Raw genomic sequence first — 25,934 nt, 5'->3', positions numbered from 1 at the left:
GCTCTCTGACGTCCCGCGGGTCCACGAGATCCAGGAAAACTGCGCTAAAAACTAGACCCCGCGGACAAGCCGCGGTACGTCGAGGGTCTATGGGGTCGAAGCCCATACAGCTTGTGTAGAAGATGCCATTGCAAACCACCAACTTACACCTGTAATGAGGACAAACCCAAGCAACCAATTAATTAACTGGTAAGACTAAGGGTACTCACAACCTGTTTCATGGTATTAAGGGTGCTATCATAAACTTTGCCAAATAAAGTCATGTCCTTTTGCAACTTACGTTGATCAAGCGCATCCATTTTCTCTTGTGTTTGTTCCATATCCTGGACATGAGAAAAAAACGATTCAGCATGAGTTCCAACCTTCGTCGCATTTTTCCCAAGTTGAGATTGAAACCATGATTTTACTTTAGGAGCAGGACTCTCTTTAGTGATAAGTCGCACAGGTAGTTTTCCATCACTTAACTCTTGCGATAGATCATCTCCTGCTTTTTCTAAGCGCTCCAATAAATTGGGGTCATCAGTCGAAACTGCATGACGTATTGTAGCCTCACGAATGAGCGTCAGCATTTTTTTGTAATTTTCAACCTTGCTTTGTGATGCACTTTCCAAATTTTTCTTGGCAGTAACGTACGCTAATTGATCACCATCAAAAATAATGCGTGGATCTTTTGCAAAAATTTCCAAAATATCGGGGCGCCCTGTAGATAAAACTGCACCCATAGTTGTTTGAGATGCCTCAGCACTTTGATTTTCAAAACTAAGATTGGGTTGTTTTGCAATAAACCGAATCAAATCCAATGGAGGTACAAGAGCAAGGACAACGCGCATAAGAAGTGTCTTCCCGTTGGCATTGACTGCATTTACCAATTCAGGATAATCCGTGATCAGTTTTTCTACTTTGTCATATTCTTTTTTAGTCACAGCTTGCCATAATGCTTCTTCTTGAGGTGACATATCTTTCTCCCTATTCTAAAAAAATAGGGCATATTATACCAAAAAAGAGGCATCCTGAGAAATAGCGACTCAATTATTGTACGAAACGTATTATGTTCCAACACGTCTTTGGGGATTATTTTTGAGTTGAACCATTGAAGAAAGGCTGTTTTTTGCATGATTCAGGGGCTCATAATCAATCCCCAAATCACAAGCGTCACATATCCTTTGAATTTGATCTGGAGTCGCTTTATCAAAACTTATCGATTTCGCATCTTTGATTAGACATTCAATTTCTTTTATTTTTATTGAAACTTCGGGTTCAACCTCTTCCTTCAAGTCTTTTAAAATACTGGATAATTCTTTTAGAGCGGATTCATACTTACGCTGTTTTTCAGGATCAAACTCAAACTCAGTCCCATCTCTTATAGAGTTCACAAAAAAACGATATCGATGTTCATTTTGTGGATTTTCTTCAACAGTAATTGGCTCAATTTTTTTCTCTTCAGATAAAGAGATGGTCTGCGGTTTTTCATCATTAGGCGTTGTGGATCGAACTATCTCCGAACGTGCATGCTCAATACCAGGTGCGCGTGGCTTCACTTCCATTTTTCCATTCTTAGGCAAAGGAGCAACGTGAGGCTCGTCACCATGAGTAACTATAGGTTGAGACATCTCCACACTTTTATGCTCAGCAACCGGTGTATGCAACTCCAACTCCTCCCCCTCCTCCGGCAAAAGAGTAAGGTGCGGTTCTTCACTATTAGCAATTATAGATTGAGACGTCCCCATGCTTTCAAGCTCAACGTCCTGCGTACGAGGCTCCAATTCCTTTTCTTCAGTGATAGGATGAGTATTATGAATTGAAGTTACAGAACCCTCGTCAAGATGTTCTTGCCTTAAAGAGGTACGGTCTAAAGTTGGCATCGCAAAATCTACACCGTCTTTTGGTGCAGCAATCATTTGTTTCATTAGATTCACATAAAGTTCAAAACGTTTTTTTACATCGTCTGGTAATACAGGTTGAACAATACCCGCTATTGTTTCTAATTCTTTATTGCACTTACTTAATAAAAGTTGCATGGCTTCATAACTTTCTGCTTTTTTAAGTTCATCTTGGTATAACTTTAATTGGATTATGCCACCATCTAAAGCATCAATTTGTTCTGTATCTAATTCGTCTACCGGGCATTTTTTCAACTCATCTGTGATTAAATGCAGACTACTCTCTATATCCTCTAAAGCATGTATACGTGCATTTTCATAATGAACAGATAGAGTCCGCATTTCCTGTTCCCACTCGAGCTGAATTGCTTGACTTTCTTCTTTAAAATTTCTGATATTCTCTTGATGTTCTTCGTAAATTGCTTGCAATTGAGGCGACTCATCACGCATTCCAGCAAAAAAGCCCTCAAGAATTTCTTGAGCTTCTTTAAGATGTTCCTCTTTAATTCGACGTTGCTGTTCAATGATCTCTATATTGAGTGCCCCTATGTCAGATTGCTCTTCCACTAAAGGTTGAAGCCCAATTAATTTAGCCTGCATTTCTTCTTTTTTTGCAATTAAGCTTTGATAAATTGCAATTGCCTTTTGTTTTTTTTCTTCATTAATATGTTCATCTTGAACAATTAAGACCAATGCCTTTCGCATCATCGTAATATGTTCTTCATAAGAGGCATCCACTAATTTAATTTGCTTCATATGATGTACATAGGTGATGCGTTTCATCTCGTCTTCATAATATTGATACAAATCCATATGAGTTAAACCATAAAGCGATTTTTCCCATTCCGATATAGGAAGACGGTGAGGTTTTGGCTCTTCAAGTTGTTGCAGGATTGATGATTCTTTTCTCGGTACAAACACAAAATCTTGCCGCTTTGCTGCTGCAGCCTTAGCTTGCTCTTTTTCTATTTCATTTAGCAATGCAATTTCTTTCGTCAATAAATCCCTATCAGCAAAAAGTTTGCGAATTACATCAAAACGACCTGTAACAGTAAGAAAAAAAAGTAGATTATGTTCGCACAAATAAATAAACTCACTAAAAATTTGTTCATTTTGACGAATCACATCGTTTTTATTTTGGACCCCATTAAGTCTTCTGAGCCATCCTAGATAAGATATCAACAGAGGATAAGTTTCTTCAGATAACTCAAGCTGTTTTAAAACTGCATCACTTGGATTGTCCATTATTCGTTTTAAATGTTCATCCAGTGGTATATGAATGCTTCCCATTACTCACCACACTGTTCATATTTTATCTAAGTATAGTATTTTTTATACTTATTGAATCAATTAAGCATTGAGTGATTTTTTTAGAAAATAATTCAGAAGATGTGAGTTATAAGAAAACTGAGTGGATCAGTGTCGAACATTTTTAGGAAGATAATTGATAACGCAGTAGCTCAAACATTTTGCATTGGTAACCTCAAGATCACGGAAATAGGTGATTTCTTTTAAATAAAAATCAAAAGTTTCCTGTATTGCTTCAAAATATCCTTTAATAACAACAGAGTAACGCATTTTTTCAGAATGATGTATTTCGAGTAGCTTGGAATATAAAAAAGTAATCTCATGAGTACATTGGGTGTGTGCAATTAGAGCCGTATCAAAACAATTAGCTTCAAGCAATTTGATTTTCAATTTATTTATAAAGACAAGCATATTGGAAATGCAGAAGTTAATTTTTTCTATCTTTTCTTTATAAACCTCGCCTAATACTTCGGGTATTGTATGAATCATTTCTCGTAAAAAATTTAAATCAGCAATGTAATTCCCCAACACACTATTTTTCTTCATTTCAATAAATCGTGCTTGCCACTCAACTAAGTGCATTACGATACGTTTATATGCGATCAGCTCTTTTTCTTTAGAGTCATCTGCGGTAGGAAATTTGTCGCTGGCTTTCAAATGCTCTATTTGGCCCATTACCATAAAACATGCATTTTTAATATCTTCGAAAGTTAATGTTTCAAAATTATTTGTTTCAATTTTTTCACTGATATTATCAATGAGTGTGACTACATCTATGGATAACATTGCGGTTCCAAATTCAACATCACCTAGATCTGATTATAGTTCAATATTTGAACATTAAGTGAGTTGATGTTGGAGAATTTGTGATAATAACCACATACTTGACTCTTTTTGGGAAACACAAGTAGTATTTGTAGCCTGGGTGAAGGCGAAGCCGTAACCCGGGAAATCATAAGAAAAAAACCCGGGTTACGGCTTCGCCTTCACCCAGGCTACATAGAGCACTACTATTTCTTTAAATAACCAATCCCACAACTTCTTGAGTTACTGGAGATCTCATTTCATGAGGTACAACATGTCCCAGGTTCTCTTGAGGAAGCAAATCCACTTCTGGTTGGTTTGCTTTAAACGTCATGAGTTGCTGTTCAAACTCAAAAAGTTCCTCAACATGTGTCATTCGCTTCACATAAACACCACTTTTTCTCTCTTCCTCAGCAACTTTCTCATTGAGGAATATAATTTGCTGTTTTAAGGACTCGATTTGATCAGCAGTTTTTTGATGTAATTGATTCAGTTGGCTAGCCAATTCACTCTGAGCTTTTTCAATATCAGGACGAAATGCTTTCTCTAAATTTGCTGTAGGTCTATTTACTAATTCATCAAAGTCCAAACGCCAATCATCCATATTTTCCGGAGTAAATACATAGCTTGATACATACGAATAAACAGTACCAAAGGCTGATTTTTTCTTCATTCCCTCAACGATTCGCTCATGCAAATCCTTAAATCCGATTCTTAACATAACGTCATGAATTTGTTCAATTTCTTCTGCTTTTAATTCAGGAAATTTAAACGTTTTAACTAGTTCTCTATCGAGAAAACTATCACGAACCTTTTCTGGAAAAGAACTTAAATCATCAGGTCTTTGATCTGCCACCCATTCTTTTAAAACAAGAATGTCATTGACCTGCTTCTGAAATTGTGCGGGAAATTGCGCTACTACTGCTTTAGTTTTTCCATTAAATTTAAGTAGCGGTAACTGATCTTTTATCAATAGATTTAAAGATATAAGCTGCAACTTGGTTTGGCTTAGTCTTAACTCTAAAGCCTCTCGTTCTTCAGTTAACTCGAGTGCACGTGAATTATATTGGCTAAAATCATGAAATAAAGGATGAGATCCAGAACCTTCAATCACTAAATCAAAGTAATCACTAAAACCATTATGCCCCTCTTTGAGCTTCACATGTTTGACATTAAATCCGTTTAATCCATTCAGTTCGTTCTGAAGATTTTCAGCCTTACGTGTCAGATACTTATTTGAGTTCAGTAATTCTCGATGATCCTGGCTAAATGTTTCAAACAGCATACGAACTTTTCCACGCAAATGAGCTACATGCTCTTGTAATGGAGAATGCTTGCGGGCGAATTCTTCCACTTTATTCGAAAGGAAATAATACATTTCATGAAAAGCATAGATCGTATTGTTTTCAGTTTGCATTGCAATCAATGTTTTTCTAATTTCCTTCCATTCATTATTTTTCTCTAAGCTTGGATCTTCATCTTCCAAGATTTCAACCGAAGAATTCAATCGTTCTTTCATTACTTCATAAAGAGACTCTTCTTTGCAATCGTGTATAAAATCAGCATCTAATTCATTTACGCCTGAGCCAATAGCCGTTAACCCATTAAGAGTAGCTAAAGTATTTTTAATTAAGGTACTTGTATTCTTATGCCCCCAAAAAGGAAATATCCATACTCCTTCAAGTTGCAATTCATGTTCCGCTAATACTTTATACAAATTCCTAATCGCAATTTTTTTCTCTTTAAAATCTTTTGCATTTTTTAATTGCTGGACTGCAACTAATATGGCTTCCGCTGCGGCGTTAACAGCAGAGCGCTCAAGCCAATACCCCAAGCCACGATTTTTTTCCATCGCCCAAGATAAAGAGCTTTCCAATTCATCGACAAGTTCTACTACAACTCGATCAAAATAAATTGTTTGCAAATTCTTCAGCTCTTTTGTTTCTTTAAGTCCAGCTTGTTGATATACCCGCAACAACTCGTGAATTACGGGTTGCATGGCATATTTTTCAGCAAATGAATCTTCAGGCAAATGTTTAACGGCATAATCCCGCAAAAACGTAACAAGATTACCTAAATTTTCTGCATGGGCAACTTGATCGAGCAATGTGGATCGCACCGATTTATTTAAATAAGGATTATTTCCTATAATACGGCGAATATCCTCGGCAAATAATTTCACCTGATTTTTAGCAAACTCTACTTTATAGGCTGCAACATCGCCGTCAGCAAATCGCAACATCGCTCCGTTAACATCCAATGCAGATAGAATATAACGATGCGCTTTTTTCTTCTCCACACGCATTTCTTTTTTGTTTTCGCGTTCTGCTAATCGACTTAATTTCAATTGCTCACTTAATGACACTCCGTCCAAATATTCACAACGCAAATCATTAATTGAGCCTTCACTAAGGACTTGCTTTGCTTTTTCTTTAAGAAATGCCCGTTTCTGATCCCAGATAGGATTTACAGCATCTTCATAAGCCTGCACCATTTCATCCAATTCCTCCGTCTGCACTTGTTGCTTTGCATCCCAACGTACATAAGGATTAGGGTATTTATTTTGCGGATCGGAGTATCTTAGACATTCAGCCCATTTTTCATCCAAATCAAGAATTAAATCTTCTCTCTGTTTTAATAACTCAGCATCCAGTGTTCTCCATTCAGATTTAGGATAAACAAGATGTAGAAACTCCTTCCATTCTTGGAACTGTTGTAAAACAACGTGTTGTACTTCAGAAACCTTCCGAGTGTAATGACGTTCAACAGCTGCGGCTTTATTCTGTTTTCTTTGCAGTTGTGTCAACTCATCGAGTAGTGCCTGGCAATCGTGTAAGGACTGATAATACCAAGATTGTAAAAAGAATTTCCCACACTCTTCATAAAGCGCAATGTGTTTACCCAGGTCATTGTTTCTAGCAACACTATGAATCATCAGCCGTGTATTACTTGGAGTATCCAGGCTGGTTTGAATACTCAAAAATCCTTTAGGATGATTTGTATCAAAAATGTCATCCTGGCTAGGTAATGTAATAATAGTAATCGTATTCTTTTGACCCGACTTATTTTTTATCCAGTGCTCTCTCTCTTTTAATGGTTCTGCACCCGTCAATGCAGTAATAATATTTTTACTAAAATGTGCTTTTAATTCTCGCTCAAGAAGTTTTACTTCACTCGCGTCTTTAGCAATTAGCACAATAGGTTGCCCATCTTCTGCTTGCTGGATAGCCTCTTTAATAGCACCTACATGAGATTGCTTCTCTGCACTAGATTTTATCGCGAATTCATTACGTTTACTGTCTTGATGTGACGGTATTTTAAACTTATCATTCATGCCGAACTTACTGCATTGCTCAGCTAACCCATCCTTTTTACTTAAGGTTTTAGAAATACCAATAATGCGTCCCTGTTGTTTATAATCATCAATCAAATCCTTAGTTGAACTGGAATCAATAAAACGTTTCTCAGGCTCAATAACAAACTCCCACTCAGGATTTTCCCTTTGCAGGCGAGCATGTAGAAATTGATGTACTAAAAAGGTAAAACCTTGAGATGCTTTTTGCTTCGAGGGAATGGCAACATGAAGCGCAGTTTCAGAAGGTAAGATATCAAAATCCTCTCCTTCAACAAGCCGTTGAGCTTCTATAGCTGCGTTGATCCATAAACTAAATTTCTCTGTTAAGGAATTTAACTGCGCCTTCTGACGACCTGTAGGGGCATGCCGGTCCAAGAATTCTTTTAATCGATCTACATCCTGACTCTCACTCCAAACCTTACCCGGATGCAGCGTTTTAAATTTTCGCTGAGCTACAAATTCATTGATGAGAGGGTAAACCCATGCATAGGAATGATTTTCATCATCTTGCACAAGATGATATAAAGTTCTTTGGTCTAATTTTGAAAAATCAGACCCACAAAGAATTAAATTACTTGATAAAGGATGACCATCCTTATAAGCGACCAAGTTTTCATTCTCAACCTTAGCCCGAGAGCGATATAAAGCCAAATCGCCTACAGTAGAATAGTTTATCCCACCAATTTGATAAGTTCCTTTAGGGGAATCTGCTCTAATACTACTTGAATCAATACCAAGAGAGGTCAAGAAGTCTTTAGTACCTTTGTTTTTATCAGCTTGAATCACTGCCTCGCGGTTATCGATACACACGTCAACTGTTCCACCCGCAGCCTCAACCCACTGCATTACAGCAAGTAATGATGCGGTAACATCAGCTTCCTCTGTATCTACTTCCATCAGCATATTGTTGTGCTGGCTTTTGAGTGATGTTAAAACAGAAATAAGTTGTGTCGTATCAGCAAATGTCCCCGTAGTTCGGAAATACTGTTCGCGTAATACTGCTAATAATCTTAACTGATCTTTTAGTTTTTCATGGGCATCAAGACCTGGTTTTCTTATTGCCTTAACCAGTATATCGAATAACTCATACAACTCAGCACGACTGATTTGAGTTAAATCTGCGTATTTTATAATTCGTTTTGTTTCTGGATTATTACCTACAACGAGAGTAAATGGTTTACTTCTTCCTATTGCATTGATGAACGTAATTTGTTGTGCTAAATCATATTGCTCTTGGCTGCTTAAAGGCGTTCCTTCAACACTATCTTGAATAGTGCCAATAACTCGCGCAATTTGTGACATGTCAAATTGCTCATCAAGAACTTGGTCAGTATCCTTTACGATAATACCAAATTCATTTTTTTGTGGTGCACGCCCTGATTTCGGATCCTTATCAAATGCATCAATATAAGCCATTAGATCATTCTCATAGCCATTTAACACATGGATAAACGTTTCCATCTCTGGATAGGGTGGTGAATTAAATAATTTTTCCAGTTTCTTTAGATTATGTTGATTTAACTCAAGTCCTGCATGCACATCAAATAAACGGTGAAGGCTTTCATCTGGAGTATGCTCACCCGATATAAGCAATATTTTTGACCAGATATTTAAATCAAAATCGTTTATACCCTCGAACCTGTCGATTAGATTAAGAAGCATCGCTTCTTTACCATTGCTGCAGGCCTTCATTAATAAAATGAGTAGAGGTATCAGCGATTGTACTTCTGCTTTAACCTGAATAATTGAAGTAATTTTATTAACAATTGTTTTTAGCAATTGTTCATCAACTCCAGGACCGACATTTTTTATTACATGCATAAAGGCATGAAACAAAGCTTCAGACTGCTTTTCATCCACCCCAGCTAAAGATTTAAGTCCAATGATTTCCTTCAAAGGAAATAAAGAGTTTTGAGTTAAATTATAAGTGCATGACCAACGTAGCAGAGTTTCATATTCTTCTTGCTCAAGAGTTGCTCGATATTTGCTTAAATAAGCAACCTCGTTCAAAACATTATGTAATTGCTTTGCTGAATACCCTGGTGCATCCTTTAATATTTTGCATAAAATTGCTAAGGGAGATGCAACTGAAAGCGGCTCATCTTGACTTAAGGTATTCAGCAGTTCTCGCATTTGCACTATAGAAAGAACATTCTTGCCGGGTAATGTGGGTTTGATTTCCTCAGCTAATAATGAAATACAGCGGCGAAACTCAATACTGTTTTTATTTTTAATACGAATGAGTGAATTAATCAAACCATTCACGTCATCCAATTGTTCCTTCCACTCTAGAAACGCCTCATCAATAGCAAGGTCTGTATCTAATCCTTCAATTTGGTTTAAAAGAAAATCGTCAAAATCCTTATTTGACGTCTGTAATGATTTTAAAACTGTGCTTAGGGTAGATTGTAAACTTACTTTCACCCTGGTTTGCAGTGCAGGCATAAAGGTTTGTTTTGGAAAAAATTCATTGCCCAAGACCTCAGCAATTTTTATTTTTGCCTGAGGGAATCCAGATAAAGCCCAAGAAAACATCCTACTACCCAACAAATTCTTAACCTCTTGCTCTTCATCAGCCAAAGAATCGAAGATCGTTTGTGGATTGATTGGTTGTTTTTTTAAATAATAGAGCACAATATTATGGGCATCCATCCAGGGTTCCAGATAACTTTTTATTTTTGCTGGTAAATCCCCAAGTTTATTTTCGAGTTGCCATTCCTCATAGCTTTGTCTCATCAGGCTAAAAAGATCGATTGTTGCTTCATGAACCGCTTCTTTTCCTATTTTTAGTTCAGGCAATTCAGCATGTACCATTTCAAGAATACTTACTTTTTGATCTTCAACCTCAGTGAACGCTGCCTTCCTAACAACATCAACAACTTTTATGAGTTGCTCTAGAGTAGGCAGGCGATAAGAAGCTTCTATATTAATATCAGTAAGAATTGCTAATAACGGTCCTCTGCGCTCGTCTTGCATATCATGCACAGCATGCGCAAGCATTTTTATTTTAGCCTCAAATTCGCTATCTTCGGCATCGTGTTGCGTCACTTTTGGTATTTCATCACTTAATAAAGAACAGAGTACAACAAACTGGGATAATACCTTGGGTTGATCATGAAAAAGCTCAGGTAGAAATTTATCCAGTTTCGATGGTGAAACCAAATGGTTCAGCAACTCAGAATAAGAAAAGTTCCGGATAGGTACAGTATTTGTCTGCTCCATTGCCAAACGTCTTTTATAATGATCAATGACCAACGAGGCAGCATTGCTGTATTCACCCATGAAATGTAAAGCGAGGGCAGCCACCTCCTGAAAATCATGGCTTGCTAGCTCAGGAGCTAGAGCTTTTGCTTTTTGCATGTGTAAGATGATATCAATAAGCGTGTGCAATTCATCGGCTGTAGGCATTGACTCCCAGTCGAGATGCGCCAGTGATTCCGCAAGCACTGGAATTACAGTGGATAATTCATTTTGCAAGTCCTCACCAAACTGTTCTGCTAGTGCAATAAATTTGTTGAGCAGTTTTTTAATGGAAGTATCAGGATATTCCATATGAGTACAAGCACGTTGCCCGGTAGCCAACAAAGCGACGATATTGAGTAATAATACTTTATTCTGATCGTTTAGCTTATTATTTTTTCTAATTTCATGTTCAATATTTTGATATACATCCAGACTGAATGCCCATTCTTGCGTCCCGATAAAACGATAAAAACGGGTTGCAATCTCAGCATAGGAACAATCAAAACGATTTAGCCATGCACTCACGTCCCGAGTAGCTGTAGGGGTCGAAAAATCTGGAGCCACTTCATCGACCTTGAGCTTTAAATTCATTTGTCGTGATACCAATTTATAATTGTTATTACGACTGGCGTGGTAGGCCGCATAAACATCTATCCCATCTAAATAGGTAAGTTGTTCTTGCGGATCACTGCTGTTATTTATGATGAACAGTAAACAATTTAATGTAGGCTCCAGTTTTTGGATATTTTTTAAAGTGCAAGAGAAAGGCAACTTCAGTTTTTTCTTCTCCAGCTCATCCAGGAAATAATTATAAGCTACAAATAAATCATTAAATTCCGTATTAGCTCCAGTTGCTTTATGTTGAGCAACTAAAGTAACCCACCATGTTTTCTGTTCACTTGTTAATTCACTCAATTTTTTAAGGTTTACCAAACCTTGGGGGGACATTAATGCAAGATAGTTTTCAGGTTTATCCAGAAATAGCGTTTCAAACTCTTTAAAAAACTCTTTATCATGTAATGTTTTAATTTGTTGCAACAAAAGTAAAACACCATCTGCTCCAGTATGAATCAACGCATGAGCAAGCCCTTGATAGTTAAGATCAGATAAAGGCACTGCCTGTAACAAATTTTTAATTAACTTTAATTTTGATGCATTATTTTCTGTCAACTTAGATATGAAAAAAATAAAAGCTGCCTGACGTTGCTCTGACGAACTCTTTGTGCCCAGTAAATGATCAAACTCGGTCTTATAATGCTCAATCAGCTCTGAATCTTTTTTCAAAAGACTAAATTGATGATAAGAACCCACAATATGCCGTGCATTTTCTTGAGAAACCTCAGGGATGAGTACCAAAGGGCTTATTTCGGGATGTTGATATTGAGGTTCCTCATTATTTTTTCGTTTTCTCTGAGTTGCTTTTCGTTGTTGGTGCTGATGTTCATGTGGAATGTGGTATTGAAACTGTAAACCAATACTGGAATTTCCTATATCCTCACCCCAATTCTTTTTCGCTTTTCGTATTTTAGGTGTGTGGGGCTGAAAAGAAATAGGGAAGCTCACTAACTCAGATATTTGCTCGTGGAACTCAAGAGAAAACCTTTGGCGTTTACTGAGTAAATAGGCATCATCAAAAGCTAATTGATATTGTGCTTGTTCAGGAGGAAATTTGAATTTATAAAGTCGAGTACGTTCTGGACTTAAAAGAAATGCCACCAATTCATCAAAGTGTTCTTGAGAAAATGCGTCACATTCCACAGAAAGAGTCACCTCTTCGGAAATCAGCTTATTTTGCTCGTATGTGCCTTCCAAATGAGTAGTAAAATCCTTGACATCATTAAAATTATTTTCGCCCAGAGTGATTCTCATGCAACCATGTCCCCCAAATAATAAATACTAAGACTTTATTATCCAAATAGTGCTCAAATATATCACATTTTTAATGAATAAAATATTAAGCCGAAAAAGTAATGGTTTGAAAAACTGATTAAAAAACATTGAGAACAGCATTTAAAAGCTGCTGGGTATAAACTTCTTTAGGCTCCTTGAAAATCATTTCACAACTTCCAAACTCAACTCCTACCCCATCTTTCATCACGAATACCTCATCGGCAATATAGGAGACAACCCCCATGTTATGGGTAATAAATAAATAAGAAATGCCTGTTTCCTGCTGTAATTCTTTTAATAAATTAAGAATTTGTGCCTGCACTGAAACATCCAGCGCACTGGTTGGTTCGTCACAAATCAAGATATCAGGTCCTGTAGCCAAAGCCCGTGCAATACAAATTCGTTGTCTTTGTCCACCAGAAAATTGATGGGGGTAACGCTGTAAACTGCCGCTGGGCAAATTAACCTGGTTCAATAGTTCTTTTTGCCTTGCACTAATGACGGAGCGTTTCATTCCTTGAGCGTGCATGCCTTCAGCGATTATTTCACCTACAGTCATCCGTGGATTCATAGAGGAAAAAGGGTCTTGGAAAATAATTTGTACTTTTTTTCTGTATTCTCTTAATGCGTGTCCTTTTAATGCCAACACATCCTGTTCTTTATAAAATATTTCCCCGCCAGAAATAGGTAATAAACGCAATAACGCACGGCTGGTCGTTGTTTTACCACATCCTGACTCACCTACCAATGCTAAGGTTTTTCCTTGTTGTAAACGAAATGAAAGACCATCAACTGCTTTAAATACAGTTTTATGGCGACTGAATATCCCTTTTTTCTGGGTAAAATCAACCGATAAATCCGTCACAGTAAGTATGGTTTTTACTTCGGTAGTGCCACCACTCCAAGTTATTTTGTTTTTTTGCAAAGGGGGTAATTCATCATGCTCGGGGTATAAATGACAACGTACCAACTGACCATCTTGCTCTTGTAATTGCGGTTCTTCCCCTGAACATCGAGAAAATGCATAAATGCAACGCGGGTGAAACCGGCAACCTGAAGGCATTTCATCCAATGCAGGTACAAATCCACGAATTACAGATAAGCGTTCCTCTCGTTTTGCCATAGAAGGCACTGAAGCCAATAACTGCTGTACATAAGGATGTTGCTTGGTACGCGAGAAGAAATCATCTACCGAGGATTGCGCTACGACTTGTCCCGCATACATCACGCACACACGAGAAGCCATTGCTCTCAGCACCCCCAAATCATGTGTGATTAGCAGTAAACTCATCTGATGCGTTTTTTGTACTTTTTTTAATAAAGAAAGGATTTGTGCTTGTATGGTAACGTCTAAGGCAGTTGTTGGCTCATCCGCAATCAAAATATCCGGTTTACATGCCAAAGCCATAGCAATCACTACCCGTTGTTTCTGTCCTCCGGACAATTGATGCGGGTATTGATGGATTTTAACTTCTGGCTGAGGCATTTCTACCTCATGAAGTGAGGATAATAATGCTTCATGTAATTCGTGTCCGGTAAATGAGTTACATCTTAGCAAAGCCTCTGTCAGCTGTTCCCCTATGGTCATCACCGGATTGAGTGCTGTCATTGGCTCTTGAAAAATCATCGAGATCTTACGGCCTCTCAACCGCCGCATCATTTGTTCTGGCAAATCCAGAATATCTTGTCCATTCATATGGATTAGACTGTTTACTCCATAAACACCTGATTTAGGTAATAGGCGCATCAAAGCAAGAGAAGTTAAGGATTTACCACAACCTGACTCCCCCAACAAAACCAAGGTTTCACCAGGGTGTAAATTAAAACTGAGCTCATCCAAAGCAGAGACCGTTTTATGATGATCTTGAAAAGCTACAGATAATTGATGAATTTCAGCACTAGTTTCTTGCATATATGTTCTGTTTAACCCGGATAAGATAATGCATAATCCAGGAAAGCGTCCCTACTCATTCCCGGATTAAAACCTAAATCCAGGCATCAATGACAATATTCTGATTTTCTCTCAACCTACACTCAAATCTGACTTTCCCCAAGATTCTCTTTGCTCATGACTAAGAGACAGTTGCAGAAACGGGGCTCTTTATAATAGATTTACAAAAGGAATACTCGTCTTCCGCTTACTCTATCATAATATATGGTAAAATAAACATAACTAATATTTGAGAAATATCCATGTCAGAAAACTATACTGCCCAAGCAATTGAAGTCTTAAGTGGACTCGAACCGGTTCAACGACGTCCCGGCATGTATACCGATACGACGCGCCCAAACCATTTGGCTCAAGAAGTGATTGATAACAGTGTCGATGAGGTATTGGCTGGCTTTGCAAGCCATATTCGCGTCACACTTCATGAGGATGGTTCAATTGAAGTAGAGGATGATGGTCGTGGTATGCCCGTGGATTTACACCCTCAATTAGGCTTAAGTGGTGTAGAGGTCATTATGACTCGATTACATGCCGGCGGTAAATTCTCTGATAAAAATTACAGCTTCTCGGGTGGATTACATGGAGTAGGTGTTTCTGTAGTCAATGCTCTTTCTGATCGTCTTGATGTCACCATCAAACGCAATGGAATTATTTACCAAATGTCCTTTGCCAATGGTGATAAAATATGCGAATTAAATGAAACCGGCATTACTAAAAAAAGAGATACAGGCACAATTATTCGTTTTTGGCCCAATGCTAAATATTTTGACACTACCCGTATTTCAGTAAAACATTTAACACATGTACTCAGAGCAAAAGCAGTGCTATGCACCGGCTTGTCCATGACTTTTGTCAATAAAGCAAGCAATGAAGAAATGTATTGGTGCTATGAACAGGGACTTATTGATTATTTAAATCAATCGTTACCTGATGGAGATTACTTACCTGAAGAACCATTTACTGGTGAATTCAAAAGCGATGAAGCAACTGTTGACTGGGCGTTGGTATGGTCTAATGGGGGAAGCAGCAGTTTTAGTGAAAGTTATGTGAATTTAATTCCTACGATTCAAGGTGGTACCCATGTTAATGGCTTACGCTCTGGCTTATTTGATGCTATGGCAGAGTTTTGTGAACTAAGAAATCTACTGCCTCGAGGAATAAAACTTACCGCAGATGATCTGTGGGAACCCTGCCAATATGTATTATCGGTTAAAATGAAAGAACCACAATTCGCAGGTCAAACTAAAGAACGCTTAAGTTCGCGGCAAATTTCTGCATTTGTCAGCAATGTAGTTAAAGATGCTTTTGCACTTTGGCTCAACCAGCATCGGAACCAAGGTGAGGCCATTGCCGCTTTAGCAATCGATCGTGCGCAAAAACGTTTGAGGCAAGCCAAACAAGTAGCACGCAAGCGGGTAAGTCAAGGCCCTGCCCTCCCAGGCAAATTAGCTGATTGTTTGCTTACTGATCTTAGCCAGGCTGAATTATTTTTAGTAGAAGGGGATTCAGCAGGTGGTTCTGCAAAACAAGCGCGTAATAAAGACTTCCAAGCGATTTTACCGTTGCGTGGAAAAATTCTTAATTCTTGGGAAGTGGATTCATCACAGGTTTTAGCATCTCAGGAAATTCACGATATCTCAGTAGCTATTGGTGTAGACCCTGGCTCATCCGATCTGAGTGGACTTCGTTACGGTAAATTATGCATTCTCGCTGATGCAGACTCAGATGGCGCACACATTGCAACATTAATTTGTGCTTTATTTTTACGACATTTTAAACCACTGGTCCAAGCAGGGCATGTATTTGTTGCCATGCCACCTCTTTATCGAATTGATGCGGGTAAAGAAGTCTATTATGCCCTGGATGATGAAGAGAAAAATCGTATCCTCCATCATTTGGCACAAACATCTCGAGCAAAAACCAATGTTCAACGGTTTAAAGGTTTAGGTGAAATGAATCCCATTCAGCTACGTGAAACGACAATGGATCCTAATACCAGACGCTTGGTTCAATTAACCTTGGACGATGAACAAGGGGCTGAAGCAATTATGGATATGATGTTGAATAAAAAAAGAGCCAGTGATAGAAAAGTCTGGTTAGAGAGCAAAGGAAACTTAGCTGAAGTTTAGAATCTGGAGATTTGATAGCCATATATCGTAGCCTGAGTGCAGCGCAGCGGAACCCGGGGTTGGTGCCACTACATTCCCGGGTTTCGCTGCGCTGCACCCAGGCTACAATGCAATGAAGCTACGATAGAAACTACCACTTCAACAATGGAATCACATTAGAATAATCATCAGTCCATAAGAACTGTTCATCACTTGCATCAAACCGCCAATTGCTACCTTTCATGAGTTGAAAAGCAAGAGCTTCATTAGAAGTCAAAAAAGCCCACTGCGAATCAAACTGAGCTAATGCCGGAATACCTTTATAATTTATATAAAACACCATCTGATCCAAAGATCGTCCTGCAGCATTGATCACTGGCAATAATTGCAGGTGTCGGTTACTTAAATTAATCAATATCCCACCATCTTCAGTAATTTTTTGTTTGTATAAAGTAAATGATTCAAAAGTCAATAAATGTACAGGTATTGCATCGGAATTAAAGGCATCCACTACCAGTAAGTTTTGGGAATGATCTGGCAGTTGTTCTACGGCTAATCTCCCATCATTTTTTATAATGGTCACTTGTGCGGGACAGTCTCGTAAGTAGGTGAATAAATGGTTTCTTTTTGCCAACTCAATGACTTGATTATCGATTTCCATTACTTTAATTTGATCTTCTTTTCTAAATTGACAAATCATCGTTCCAATACCCAAGCCAATGATTGTGACTGACAAAGAGCTCTTTTTTTCTTGCATGGCATCAACTACAGGACTAATTGCTCCATAATAAGAATTATTCCCGCTCGGTTTTTTCTCTTCCATAACTTGCAATCCATGCACTGTGGACTGATTAATTAGGGCATGCAGTCCTCGTCTATCAACTACTTTTTTTACCCCATAAAAATCGCGTTCTTGCACTAAAATAGTATCATCTTGTAAAAATGGTGAAAAAATAAATCCAAATAAAATTAATAAAGATAAGATCAAACTGGTCCTATTTTGTTGCCAAATAACGATAATAACTAACGCCAGAAGAGCACACAGTTGAAAAGATGAAAAACCTGCTGGCCAATGAATATCGAGGATAGTGTAATGAAGCAACAGCAGAACCAGAACTACCACAGGCAGCCACCAGCCGCTCTTTCTAGTCCGTTGAGGCAAAGCAAATAAACTGAGTAAGATTGCTAAAGGGTATTCATAAATTTGATTAAACCAATGTGGCGCTAAAATTCCATTAAATACCCCAGCTAATACACCACCGAGAGCCAGACAAACATAAAATAAAGTCAGTTGTTGCGGTTTGGGCCTACTTAAAAACAACTGGCCATGACAAAGTAGCGCTAAAATAAAAAAATTTAATAAATGAAATAAAATGCTTTGCCAAACCTTTATTTGACTCGCATTTAAAATAAATCCAATGATGGGAAAAATAAGGAAAAAAATACTATTTCGTACTATCCATGGGAATGAAATTAAAGGCTTGTTCGTGAATATAAGCACAAAAGTAAGCAGGTACAATGCCAATGGCAATACCCAAAATAAAGGTGTTGCTGCTATATCGGTAGTAATATACAGGGTCACCCCAAGCATTAAACTGCATGGAACAAAACTTAAAAAAATCCAATACAGTATTTTTTGCCAAGGCCAATCTTTAACTGTTTTATTTTGTTTTTCTAAAGGTTGATAACGATGAACATAGAAAATAAGAGCTAATAGAACCACGTAGAGTACATAACCTATACTCCATAAATAAAATTGGTTTTTTAATCCAATAAAACGCTCTATCACCCAAGGATAAAGCAATAAAGACAAGAGGCTTCCCAGATTTGAAGCAGAATATAAAAAATAGGGGTCCGCAGCTCCTTTTTCTTTAGTCTGACTGTATGCGAATTGTAATAAAGGTGCCGAAGCACCAATTACAACTAAAGGTAATCCTAATTGGGTTAACAAATTAAATAAAATGCTCGATTCAGGAGAATCGTTAATAAGCACAGGCTTAAATAAAAGAGGAAAAACTACGAAGCTCAAAATAACAAGTATACTGTGTGTCAATCGCCAAGCAAGGGGCCTATTCAAAAAACTAAGCAACGCGGCATATCCATAAGCAAACAACAATACCATTTGAAAAAAAAGCATGCATACAATCCAAACTGCCGGTGTTCCTCCATAAACGGGCAACAAGGATTTTGCTACCATAGGTTGGATACTAAATAAAAGTACTGCACTTAGAAATAAACTGATAGGGAATAAAAAACGCACAAAACATCCTTGACTAAAAAACTACGCTTGAAAAAATATTGTAAGATTACCGAAACTGTTATTCAACTTGCGCATAAACTGTAAGTGATTTTTTAAACTTTTAAAAGCTGCAGGCACAGGTTATATTGATCATTATTCTCTAATACCCCAGGAGCAGTAGCTATGGATGGTTTCCCTAAAGAAGATTTTCCTAATGTAAACACAAGTAGTTATGAACAAATAAGAGATACAATAAAAACAGGGGATCTTTTATTTGCTTCAGGAAGCTCTTTAATGTCTTCAATGATTAAAGGGGCAACAAATAGTGTGTGGAGTCATATCGCATTTATTGTGCGTCTGGAATCAATTGATCGAATCATGGTCATGGAAAGTGTTGAGACCATTGGAGTACGTACCGTTCCTTTAAGCAATTATGTGCATAATTATAATGGAAGCGGCCAAGGATACCCAGGAAAGTTAATGGTGGCACGTTATCAGGGTTTTCCGGGTGACTCTCTTGCAAATCTATCAAAACAAGCAGTTGATTTGCTTGGCTATCCTTATAACACTGAGGAAATTCTTAAAATCGCTGCAAGAATAGGAATGGATGCTTTTGGTTTTGACAATACAAGTCCCGAAGTTACTTCGCCGCATGCATTTATTTGTTCTGAATACGTTGCTATTTGCTATAAATCCATTGGTATTACTATCGATTACAACCAAGAAGGATTTATAGCACCAGCAGATTTTGCTCGTTCGCCGAAAGTGAATCCTATGTTTTATATTGCTACAGAGTAAGGATTTTCCCTTCTCCCCATGGGGAGAAGGTGCTCATCGGGCGGATGAGGGGGTTTTGAACTCACTCCTGAGATGATTCACCAATTCTTTTAAAATCTTGCTCACCAAAAATGGCGGAATCAAACTGGTAGTATTTAAACTCAAGCAAATTATTGCTGGGATCTTTCAAGAAAAAAGATTGATGTTCAATACGAGTACCTTTAAATCGAGTTTTTAGCGGAATTTCAAAGGGAATTTGCTGTTTTTTAATTTTTGCCAAAAAAGCATCGAACTCTTCATGTTCAAGAAAAATCAAACCAAAATGTCTTGGATAGATGCTCTCTTGAGGTGGAGGAAGGATATCAATTTTATGTGCAACGATTTGATGGCTGCCAAATTTTAAAATTAAAGCATGCTCTGATTCACGCCCTAATGAAAAACCTAATTTATGATGATAAAAATCCTTTGCCAATGCAAGATCGTGGATGGGGAAAGCGAGATGAAATAAAGTATTCATGGATGGTTTCTTATTATTTTTTAATTTTTCTTGAAATAAATCTTCTCAACCACAAACTCTCTGTAAATGGTCTATTTTATAAGAGAGAAAACAGACTCACTCTAAATAATATAAAATTTATATTAATTAAGAAATAAGTATGTAAGAATATTTACCCTATTTAACTCAATTTCATAGTATAAAATGCATTTAAACAATTTTTTTGATTATATAATTCACGTTGATGTTTATTTAAATGCCATTGTTTCAACTTATGGATTTTGGACCTATTTTCTATTATTTGCGGTGATTTTCTGTGAAACTGGTCTTATCGTGACACCTTTTTTACCTGGAGATTCCTTACTTTTTGCTGCCGGCAGTATTGCAGCCCAATCTGGAAATCCATTAAGTATTTCAATCTTATTTCTACTGCTTTTTCTTGCTTCAGTTTTAGGAAATCAAATCAATTTCTTAGTTGGTCGCATGCTTGGGCCACGTATTTTTTCTACAGATAAATCCTGGTTGCTTAATAAAAAACATTTACAGGAAACTCATGCATTTTATGAGAAGCATGGTGGGAAAACGATAATTTTTGCTCGTTTCCTTCCAATCATACGCACCTTCGCTCCTTTTGTTGCTGGCATAGGAACCATGCGAGTCGTTCATTTCTCACTATACAATTTGATCAGTGCCTTAATTTGGATTGCGAGTCTGTTAAGTTTAGGTTATTTCCTAGGTTCAATTCCTATAGTAAAAGAAAATTTCTCCGTAGTCATTTATGGCATAATTTTTATTTCTATTTTACCGCCCATTCTTACTTTATTGAGCCACAAACGAGCTGGTTCTGACTGAGAGGACCTGAGCTATCACTAAATTGTAGCCTGGGTGAAGCGAAGCGGAACCCGGGATCGGGCCTGATTTATCTGAAACTCTGGTTACGGCTTTGCCTTCACCCAGGCTACTTTTTGATTACCTGCAAGTGCAGCGATCGCATCATCATTAATCTGCAATCAATAATTGCGACAACATACCGTTTTGTATCCACCCCTTAAGATAAGAAGCAGCACTCATTCCTACCTCTTCAGGTTTTACCCACTGACAAAGTCCCTCGCAAAGAGCTCCAAAAGATAACCCTTGCAATAAACCATCCAAAAGCCAAGCTTCTTCTTGAGACAGGCTGTAAAATCGAAGCATATATTCTGGCGCACGCCATAAAACCCAAGGTATAGGTGCCGCATTTTGTTGCAATTCAGGTAACTCATGATCATGAGTTAAGGCTTGCCAAAGAGGAACTGCATTCCAAAAATAATTGATTCGTTGCAGGGACGGATGAAGAACAAACTGTAAATTTGCCCATGCTTCGGGGGGGACAACAGCCATGTCTTCAACACGGACTACCTCTGTATCAGCAGAGTCAAAAGCCAGACACATTTTCCATTCAAAATCAGCAAGCTCAGCCAAATAGGGATATTGTGGGTAATTGAGCTTAATAAACTCAGACAATAAGTCACCATACCAACGAATAGAACGATAACAAGAAGGATGGGCATCAATATAATAAGTCGATAACTTATTAAACTCTTCAGTACCTAAGTAAGCATATAAAGCAGAAAAATTGGTACTCAAACTTTCAATCAGCCTGAGTTTATACGCATCACGATAAATACCTAAGCGAGTATCTACTGAAACCAATTCCGTTTGAACAATAGAATCATGAATCCCAATGTGATCTGATAATAAAAATTTTTGAAATTGATCTTGTAACTGCGAAAGCTCGGTCATACAAGCACCTCTTCAACCAAAATGGATTCTGCAATTCGCCTTGCATGATTTATTTCCGCAAGCAACTCAGCAAAAGGAGGCATATGATCATCACGTTCAATCATCGTTGATATGGGTCCTAGACGTTGCAATGTTGCTGCATAAAGATCCCAAACGGGTTGAATAACGGGTGCATCATGGGTATCGATAATGTAATCACCCTGATTCGAGTGGCCCGCTAAATGGATCTGAGCTATGCACTCTGAAGGCATAGAAATAATATAATCCATAGGATTAAACTGATGATTTACAGAACTAACATAAATATTATTTACATCTAATAAAATATAACAACCCGCTTGTCTTACAATTTCGAGTATAAATTCCCATTCAGACATTTCAGATTGTTTGTAAGTAAGGTAGCTGGATACGTTTTCAATTAAAATAGGACGTCCTAAAAAATCCTGTACCTGCTGAATACGTGAAACAACGTGGTTTACTGCCTCATACGTATAAGGAATAGGTAATAAATCATGGGCATTAATCCCGTTAACCCCGGTCCAGCATAAATGATCTGAAATCCATACTGGTTCGACCCGAACCGCTAATTCCTTCAGTTGCTTTAAATATTCTCTATCCAGGGGATCTGTACTGCCTAATGAAAGAGAAACACCATGCATCACTATAGGATAGTGGGCTCGTATTTGGTCAAGATAATACAGAGGTTTTCCGCCCGGAACCATATAATTTTCGGTGAGTATCTCAAACCAATCCAAATTAGGTTTTTTCGTTAAGATTTCATCATAATAATCAGGTCGTAATCCCAATCCAAAGCCTAGAAAAGGCATTTTTTGAGTCACTTTATATTGTGGGCTATCCATATATCAAATCCGAGAAAAAATGTGAAACCAGGCATGCAATACATGCCTGGAGTAACGCAATGCTCAGTGGAAATTATTCAACAACAGTACCACCAGCTTTTTGGCAATCTTCTTTAGACATTTCGCTCATGCCTTTGCCTTTGCAAGAATTTTGGCCTTTACAAGCGTTGTTAGCAGATTTGCAAGCGCCTTGACCTTTACATGCATTACCACCTTGGCATTTTACCATACCAGAAGCAGCATCAGCAGCAAAAGCTGGAGCAACAGCAAACATTGAAGCAGCACCAATTGCAAGAGCAACGCCTGTTAATTGTAATTTATTCATTTACATAATTCCTTTTAGAGTTAGTTATATAACAATAGGCAAAATATAATTTAGCCACTTGCATTTTAGAAAGTAATATTTAATTTTGTCAAGTTACCTTTGAAAAATAATGGTTTTCCCAAAAATTCCCCACATCAATGCATCACACGCTCATCTATGTTACCAATTGAAATCCACTTAGGTAGATTGAGATTACTGCTTGAACATCAAGAAACAGGGTGTAACACAGCCCCTCTTTGTTCCTGGTATAAACAATATCAAAACTCAATTGCCTATTTAAGGACTTTAGCGTGGCAAGGCAGTTTCTCCTTAACCAAAAACAATGTCTATAATCAAAATAATTAATTTAAATCATTAACAATAAAATATGAATGAGCCCTTATTCACAACAAAAGAGATTTACGAGTTCATTAAGCAATATGAACCGTTCAGCTCTATGAGTAAGGCTTGTCTTTTAAAACTTTCTCGTGTCTTGGAAATAGAATCTCAAGCTGGCGACTCCCTTTTGATTAAAAAGGGGGAAAATATGAATGATCTTTACATTCTAATTAAGGGACGCCTCTATTATCAAATAACAGATACAGAAGGGAATGTAACCTATCAAGGCGAGTTACATGAGGGAGCAATCATCGGAGAAATGGCACTTTTGTCTGATTTGCCCCGCTCCGCAAATGTTTACACCTTGCGAGACAGCATCATCTTAAAATTATCAAAAAACAATTTTTTAAAATTATCCAAATCCTACCCAGAACTTTTAAATAAAATAACCCAGTTCACGATTAAACGATTAACTAGCTCACTGCAAGGTATTCATTCAGCAGCCTCACGCAATAAATCAATCGCTCTGATTCCTGTAAGACCGATATATGACCTAGAATTTAAATTACAGGAAATGATGTTCCAATTCTCTTATGGGGAAAAAATTCTTTTATTAACCAGTGGTCACTTGAAAAATAGAAAAAACCTCGTGGATGCGAATGGAAACATGAGTAATGAAGGAATTTTATGGATTAACCAACTCGAAGAGGAATACTCCTTTATTTTTTACCTGGCTGACGAAACGATAACAAGTTGGACTAAATTTTGTGTACATCAAGCAGATTCAATTGCTTTCCTAGTACTCGCAGAAGAACATGATTCCGAACTGTCTGAAATAGAAAATTATGTATTAAATATGCAACATAATTTTGTTAAGCGAAATGTATTAGTGCTCCTACATCACACAGCAAACCCACCTCAAAATACACAAAATTGGCTAGAAAAGCGCACTGTAAATTCCCACTTTCACGTGCGAAGCAACACTGAAGCAGGCATTTCACGAATGATGCGCATCTTTACTGACAATACCATTTCTCTAGTACTCAGCGGTGGAGGCGCCCGGGGTCTTGCCCATATAGGCGTTTATCGCTTGTTAGAAGAAAGAAAGATACCCGTAGACTATATTGCCGGAACAAGTATGGGAGCTATGCTCGCTGCCGCTTTTGCTATGGGATATACTTCAAATGATCTATTGAGATTGGTCGAAGATTATTTGATCAAGGGAGCTAAGATTGATTTTACCTTCCCATACATTGCAATTGCTACAGGAAGAAGGGCAACAGACAGTTTGATCGAACTTTATGGTGAAAACAGTAAAATTGAAGATTTATGGCTTAACTATTTTTGTGTATCAACAGATTTGGTAAGCCAAAATTTATATGTTCATGATCGAGGGTTGTTATGGGAGTCAATTCGCTCCAGTATTTCTCTACCTTTTATCTATCCCCCAGTATCTTTTCATGACAAATTACTTATTGATGGTGGAGTACTTAATAATATACCCACTGATGTTATGAGACAGTACTCCCATTGCAGCAAAATTATTGCCTCTAATATTTGCAATACTAACTCCTTCAAATTGGCTCCATTACCCTATTCGCTTTCTGGTTGGAAATTGCTTTACAATAAATTCATGGGAAAAGAATCCATACTCCCGATTAACTTAGGTGAACTAGTACTGCGGCTCTTAACCATCAGTTCCCACCAAAATACTGCAAAAATGATGGCCATGTCGGATTACGGTATTACTTTAAAAGTAGACAAATACGGAATTTTGGATTTTAAAAAATTTAAAGACATTATCGAAACAGGCTATCAACAAGCAAAAATACAGCTACCTGCCCAAAATTTAACGGAACTATTAAAGGGTAACGCGAATTATCATGGCGGAAAAATAATCTAAAAAATCAATCTTTTTTGGGATTCCGACCACTTGCCCGCCTATTTTTTTGCTTTTTTCGCAAGGACCTGATCAAAAATAATTCTTTTTTCTGGAGGTAACGATGCACGTCGCAAAGCCATCATTTCTTCCACAGACCCCTGAATACAATCAGGAGTAAGCCTGTCAAGAATTAAAAAACCATTTAAGTGATCAATTTCATGCTGTAAAACCCGCGCATAAAATCCTTCTTCAATTTGTTGATGAAACTGACCCAACTCATCATAGTAGCTCACTGCGATCTGCTCATAACGAGGTACCTTTCCAGACTTACTGGAAACCGAGTAACACCCTTCAAAATCGTAATACACTCCAGAACCTGCAACAGGCTCGTAACTTGGATTAATCATAATGTGCATGGGATAGAATTTTTTAACATTATCCCGCAGTAAAGTCGCCTCTTCAGGAATATAAATCGCAATGATTCTTCGCGGAACATTAACTTGAGGCGCGGCCAAACCAACGCCGCCCAATCCATGCAATTTACTTTTCATTGCCGCAATTAAATCTTTATCTGCCTGGCATAAAGGAAACTGAACTTCTTGAGCTTTATTTTTTAAAACCCGATGATATTCAGGCTGCTCTATAGTGACTATATCCATCGCCATACTCGTTGAACTCCCTATGAGGAAAAAAAATAACACGATACTTAAACGTAGACT

At 37.7% G+C, this 25,934-nt stretch carries 15 protein-coding genes; 4 read left to right on the top strand and 11 right to left on the bottom strand.

Annotation, left to right across the window (positions count from 1 at the left end):
• Positions 1-182 precede the first annotated feature (182 nt).
• The 5 genes from Lstg_RS12210 to Lstg_RS12190 form a co-directional block, all read right to left on the bottom strand.
• Entirely contained in the window at positions 183-956 is a 774-nt protein-coding gene (locus Lstg_RS12210) for a hypothetical protein (RefSeq protein ID WP_058477963.1), read from the bottom strand.
• Positions 957-1,046: 90 nt separating this feature from the next.
• Positions 1,047-3,170, bottom strand: a complete 2,124-nt coding sequence (locus tag Lstg_RS12205; RefSeq protein ID WP_058477962.1) for a hypothetical protein — start codon at positions 3,168-3,170, stop codon at positions 1,047-1,049.
• 126 nt (positions 3,171-3,296) lie between these two features.
• Positions 3,297-3,974: a hypothetical protein gene (locus Lstg_RS12200; RefSeq protein ID WP_058477961.1), complete on the bottom strand. Its 678-nt coding sequence runs from the start codon at positions 3,972-3,974 to the stop codon at positions 3,297-3,299.
• A 232-nt stretch (positions 3,975-4,206) separates the two neighbouring features.
• Entirely contained in the window at positions 4,207-12,459 is an 8,253-nt protein-coding gene (locus Lstg_RS12195; protein ID WP_058477960.1) for a hypothetical protein, read from the bottom strand.
• Positions 12,460-12,577: 118 nt separating this feature from the next.
• The gene (locus Lstg_RS12190) at positions 12,578-14,392 is read right to left on the bottom strand and encodes an ABC transporter ATP-binding protein (protein ID WP_058477959.1); all 1,815 of its coding nucleotides are present in this window, start codon (positions 14,390-14,392) and stop codon (positions 12,578-12,580) included.
• A 281-nt stretch (positions 14,393-14,673) separates the two neighbouring features.
• Here Lstg_RS12190 and parE point away from each other — a divergent pair, with 281 nt between their 5' ends.
• On the top strand, positions 14,674-16,557 hold the full coding sequence (gene parE, locus Lstg_RS12185; protein ID WP_058477958.1) for a DNA topoisomerase IV subunit B: 1,884 nt from the start codon (positions 14,674-14,676) through the stop codon (positions 16,555-16,557).
• 130 nt (positions 16,558-16,687) lie between these two features.
• Here parE and Lstg_RS12180 read toward each other — a convergent pair whose 3' ends face one another.
• Positions 16,688-18,796 carry a spermidine synthase gene (locus Lstg_RS12180; RefSeq protein WP_058477957.1) on the bottom strand — a complete coding sequence of 703 codons (2,109 nt, stop codon included), beginning with the start codon at positions 18,794-18,796 and terminating at the stop codon, positions 16,688-16,690.
• A gap of 162 nt (positions 18,797-18,958) precedes the next feature.
• Here Lstg_RS12180 and Lstg_RS12175 point away from each other — a divergent pair, with 162 nt between their 5' ends.
• The gene (locus Lstg_RS12175; protein ID WP_058477956.1) at positions 18,959-19,573 is read left to right on the top strand and encodes a YiiX/YebB-like N1pC/P60 family cysteine hydrolase; all 615 of its coding nucleotides are present in this window, start codon (positions 18,959-18,961) and stop codon (positions 19,571-19,573) included.
• A 61-nt stretch (positions 19,574-19,634) separates the two neighbouring features.
• Here the strand turns inward: Lstg_RS12175 and Lstg_RS12170 are convergent, their stop codons facing one another.
• Positions 19,635-20,069: a VOC family protein gene (locus tag Lstg_RS12170; protein ID WP_058477955.1), complete on the bottom strand. Its 435-nt coding sequence runs from the start codon at positions 20,067-20,069 to the stop codon at positions 19,635-19,637.
• 183 nt (positions 20,070-20,252) lie between these two features.
• Here Lstg_RS12170 and Lstg_RS12165 point away from each other — a divergent pair, with 183 nt between their 5' ends.
• Positions 20,253-20,900: a DedA family protein gene (locus Lstg_RS12165; RefSeq protein WP_058477954.1), complete on the top strand. Its 648-nt coding sequence runs from the start codon at positions 20,253-20,255 to the stop codon at positions 20,898-20,900.
• A 147-nt stretch (positions 20,901-21,047) separates the two neighbouring features.
• Here Lstg_RS12165 and Lstg_RS12160 read toward each other — a convergent pair whose 3' ends face one another.
• The 3 genes from Lstg_RS12160 to bufA2 all read right to left on the bottom strand — a co-directional run bounded on the left by Lstg_RS12160 (position 21,048) and on the right by bufA2 (position 23,015).
• Entirely contained in the window at positions 21,048-21,830 is a 783-nt protein-coding gene (locus Lstg_RS12160) for an HvfC/BufC N-terminal domain-containing protein (protein ID WP_058477953.1), read from the bottom strand.
• Positions 21,827-22,690, bottom strand: coding sequence for an MNIO family bufferin maturase (bufB, locus tag Lstg_RS12155; RefSeq protein WP_058477952.1), 864 nt, complete (start codon positions 22,688-22,690; stop codon positions 21,827-21,829). Before bufB ends, Lstg_RS12160 begins: the two co-directional genes overlap by 4 nt.
• Before the next feature lie 73 nt (positions 22,691-22,763).
• Entirely contained in the window at positions 22,764-23,015 is a 252-nt protein-coding gene (bufA2, locus tag Lstg_RS12150) for a BufA2 family periplasmic bufferin-type metallophore (protein ID WP_058477951.1), read from the bottom strand.
• A 367-nt stretch (positions 23,016-23,382) separates the two neighbouring features.
• On the opposite strand from bufA2, the gene Lstg_RS12145 reads away from it, so the two are divergent.
• Positions 23,383-25,236 (top strand): cyclic nucleotide-binding and patatin-like phospholipase domain-containing protein, encoded by a 1,854-nt coding sequence (locus Lstg_RS12145; protein WP_058477950.1) that lies wholly within the window; start codon positions 23,383-23,385, stop codon positions 25,234-25,236.
• Positions 25,237-25,274: 38 nt separating this feature from the next.
• Here Lstg_RS12145 and def read toward each other — a convergent pair whose 3' ends face one another.
• Positions 25,275-25,880: a peptide deformylase gene (gene def, locus Lstg_RS12140; RefSeq protein WP_058477949.1), complete on the bottom strand. Its 606-nt coding sequence runs from the start codon at positions 25,878-25,880 to the stop codon at positions 25,275-25,277.
• Positions 25,881-25,934 lie beyond the last annotated feature (54 nt).

Origin of the sequence: Legionella steigerwaltii, from assembly GCF_001468065.1 — a bacterium.
In the GTDB taxonomy this organism is placed as follows: Bacteria; Pseudomonadota; Gammaproteobacteria; order Legionellales; family Legionellaceae; genus Legionella; species Legionella steigerwaltii.
This window is presented reverse-complemented; position numbering and strand designations above follow the sequence as displayed.

What these genes read in the sequence shown, in the direction of transcription:
- Lstg_RS12160 (WP_058477953.1), bottom strand. Translation starts at nt 21,830, where the DNA reads ATGACCGAGCTTTCGCAGTTACAAGATCAATTTCAAAAATTTTTATTA.
- Lstg_RS12195 (WP_058477960.1), bottom strand. Translation starts at nt 12,459, where the DNA reads ATGAGAATCACTCTGGGCGAAAATAATTTTAATGATGTCAAGGATTTT.
- parE (WP_058477958.1), top strand. Translation starts at nt 14,674, where the DNA reads ATGTCAGAAAACTATACTGCCCAAGCAATTGAAGTCTTAAGTGGACTC.
- Lstg_RS12210 (WP_058477963.1), bottom strand. Translation starts at nt 956, where the DNA reads ATGTCACCTCAAGAAGAAGCATTATGGCAAGCTGTGACTAAAAAAGAA.
- Lstg_RS12175 (WP_058477956.1), top strand. Translation starts at nt 18,959, where the DNA reads ATGGATGGTTTCCCTAAAGAAGATTTTCCTAATGTAAACACAAGTAGT.
- bufA2 (WP_058477951.1), bottom strand. Translation starts at nt 23,015, where the DNA reads ATGAATAAATTACAATTAACAGGCGTTGCTCTTGCAATTGGTGCTGCT.
- Lstg_RS12145 (WP_058477950.1), top strand. Translation starts at nt 23,383, where the DNA reads ATGAATGAGCCCTTATTCACAACAAAAGAGATTTACGAGTTCATTAAG.
- Lstg_RS12165 (WP_058477954.1), top strand. Translation starts at nt 20,253, where the DNA reads ATGCATTTAAACAATTTTTTTGATTATATAATTCACGTTGATGTTTAT.
- bufB (WP_058477952.1), bottom strand. Translation starts at nt 22,690, where the DNA reads ATGGATAGCCCACAATATAAAGTGACTCAAAAAATGCCTTTTCTAGGC.
- Lstg_RS12200 (WP_058477961.1), bottom strand. Translation starts at nt 3,974, where the DNA reads ATGTTATCCATAGATGTAGTCACACTCATTGATAATATCAGTGAAAAA.
- Lstg_RS12205 (WP_058477962.1), bottom strand. Translation starts at nt 3,170, where the DNA reads ATGGGAAGCATTCATATACCACTGGATGAACATTTAAAACGAATAATG.
- Lstg_RS12190 (WP_058477959.1), bottom strand. Translation starts at nt 14,392, where the DNA reads ATGCAAGAAACTAGTGCTGAAATTCATCAATTATCTGTAGCTTTTCAA.
- def (WP_058477949.1), bottom strand. Translation starts at nt 25,880, where the DNA reads ATGGCGATGGATATAGTCACTATAGAGCAGCCTGAATATCATCGGGTT.
- Lstg_RS12170 (WP_058477955.1), bottom strand. Translation starts at nt 20,069, where the DNA reads ATGAATACTTTATTTCATCTCGCTTTCCCCATCCACGATCTTGCATTG.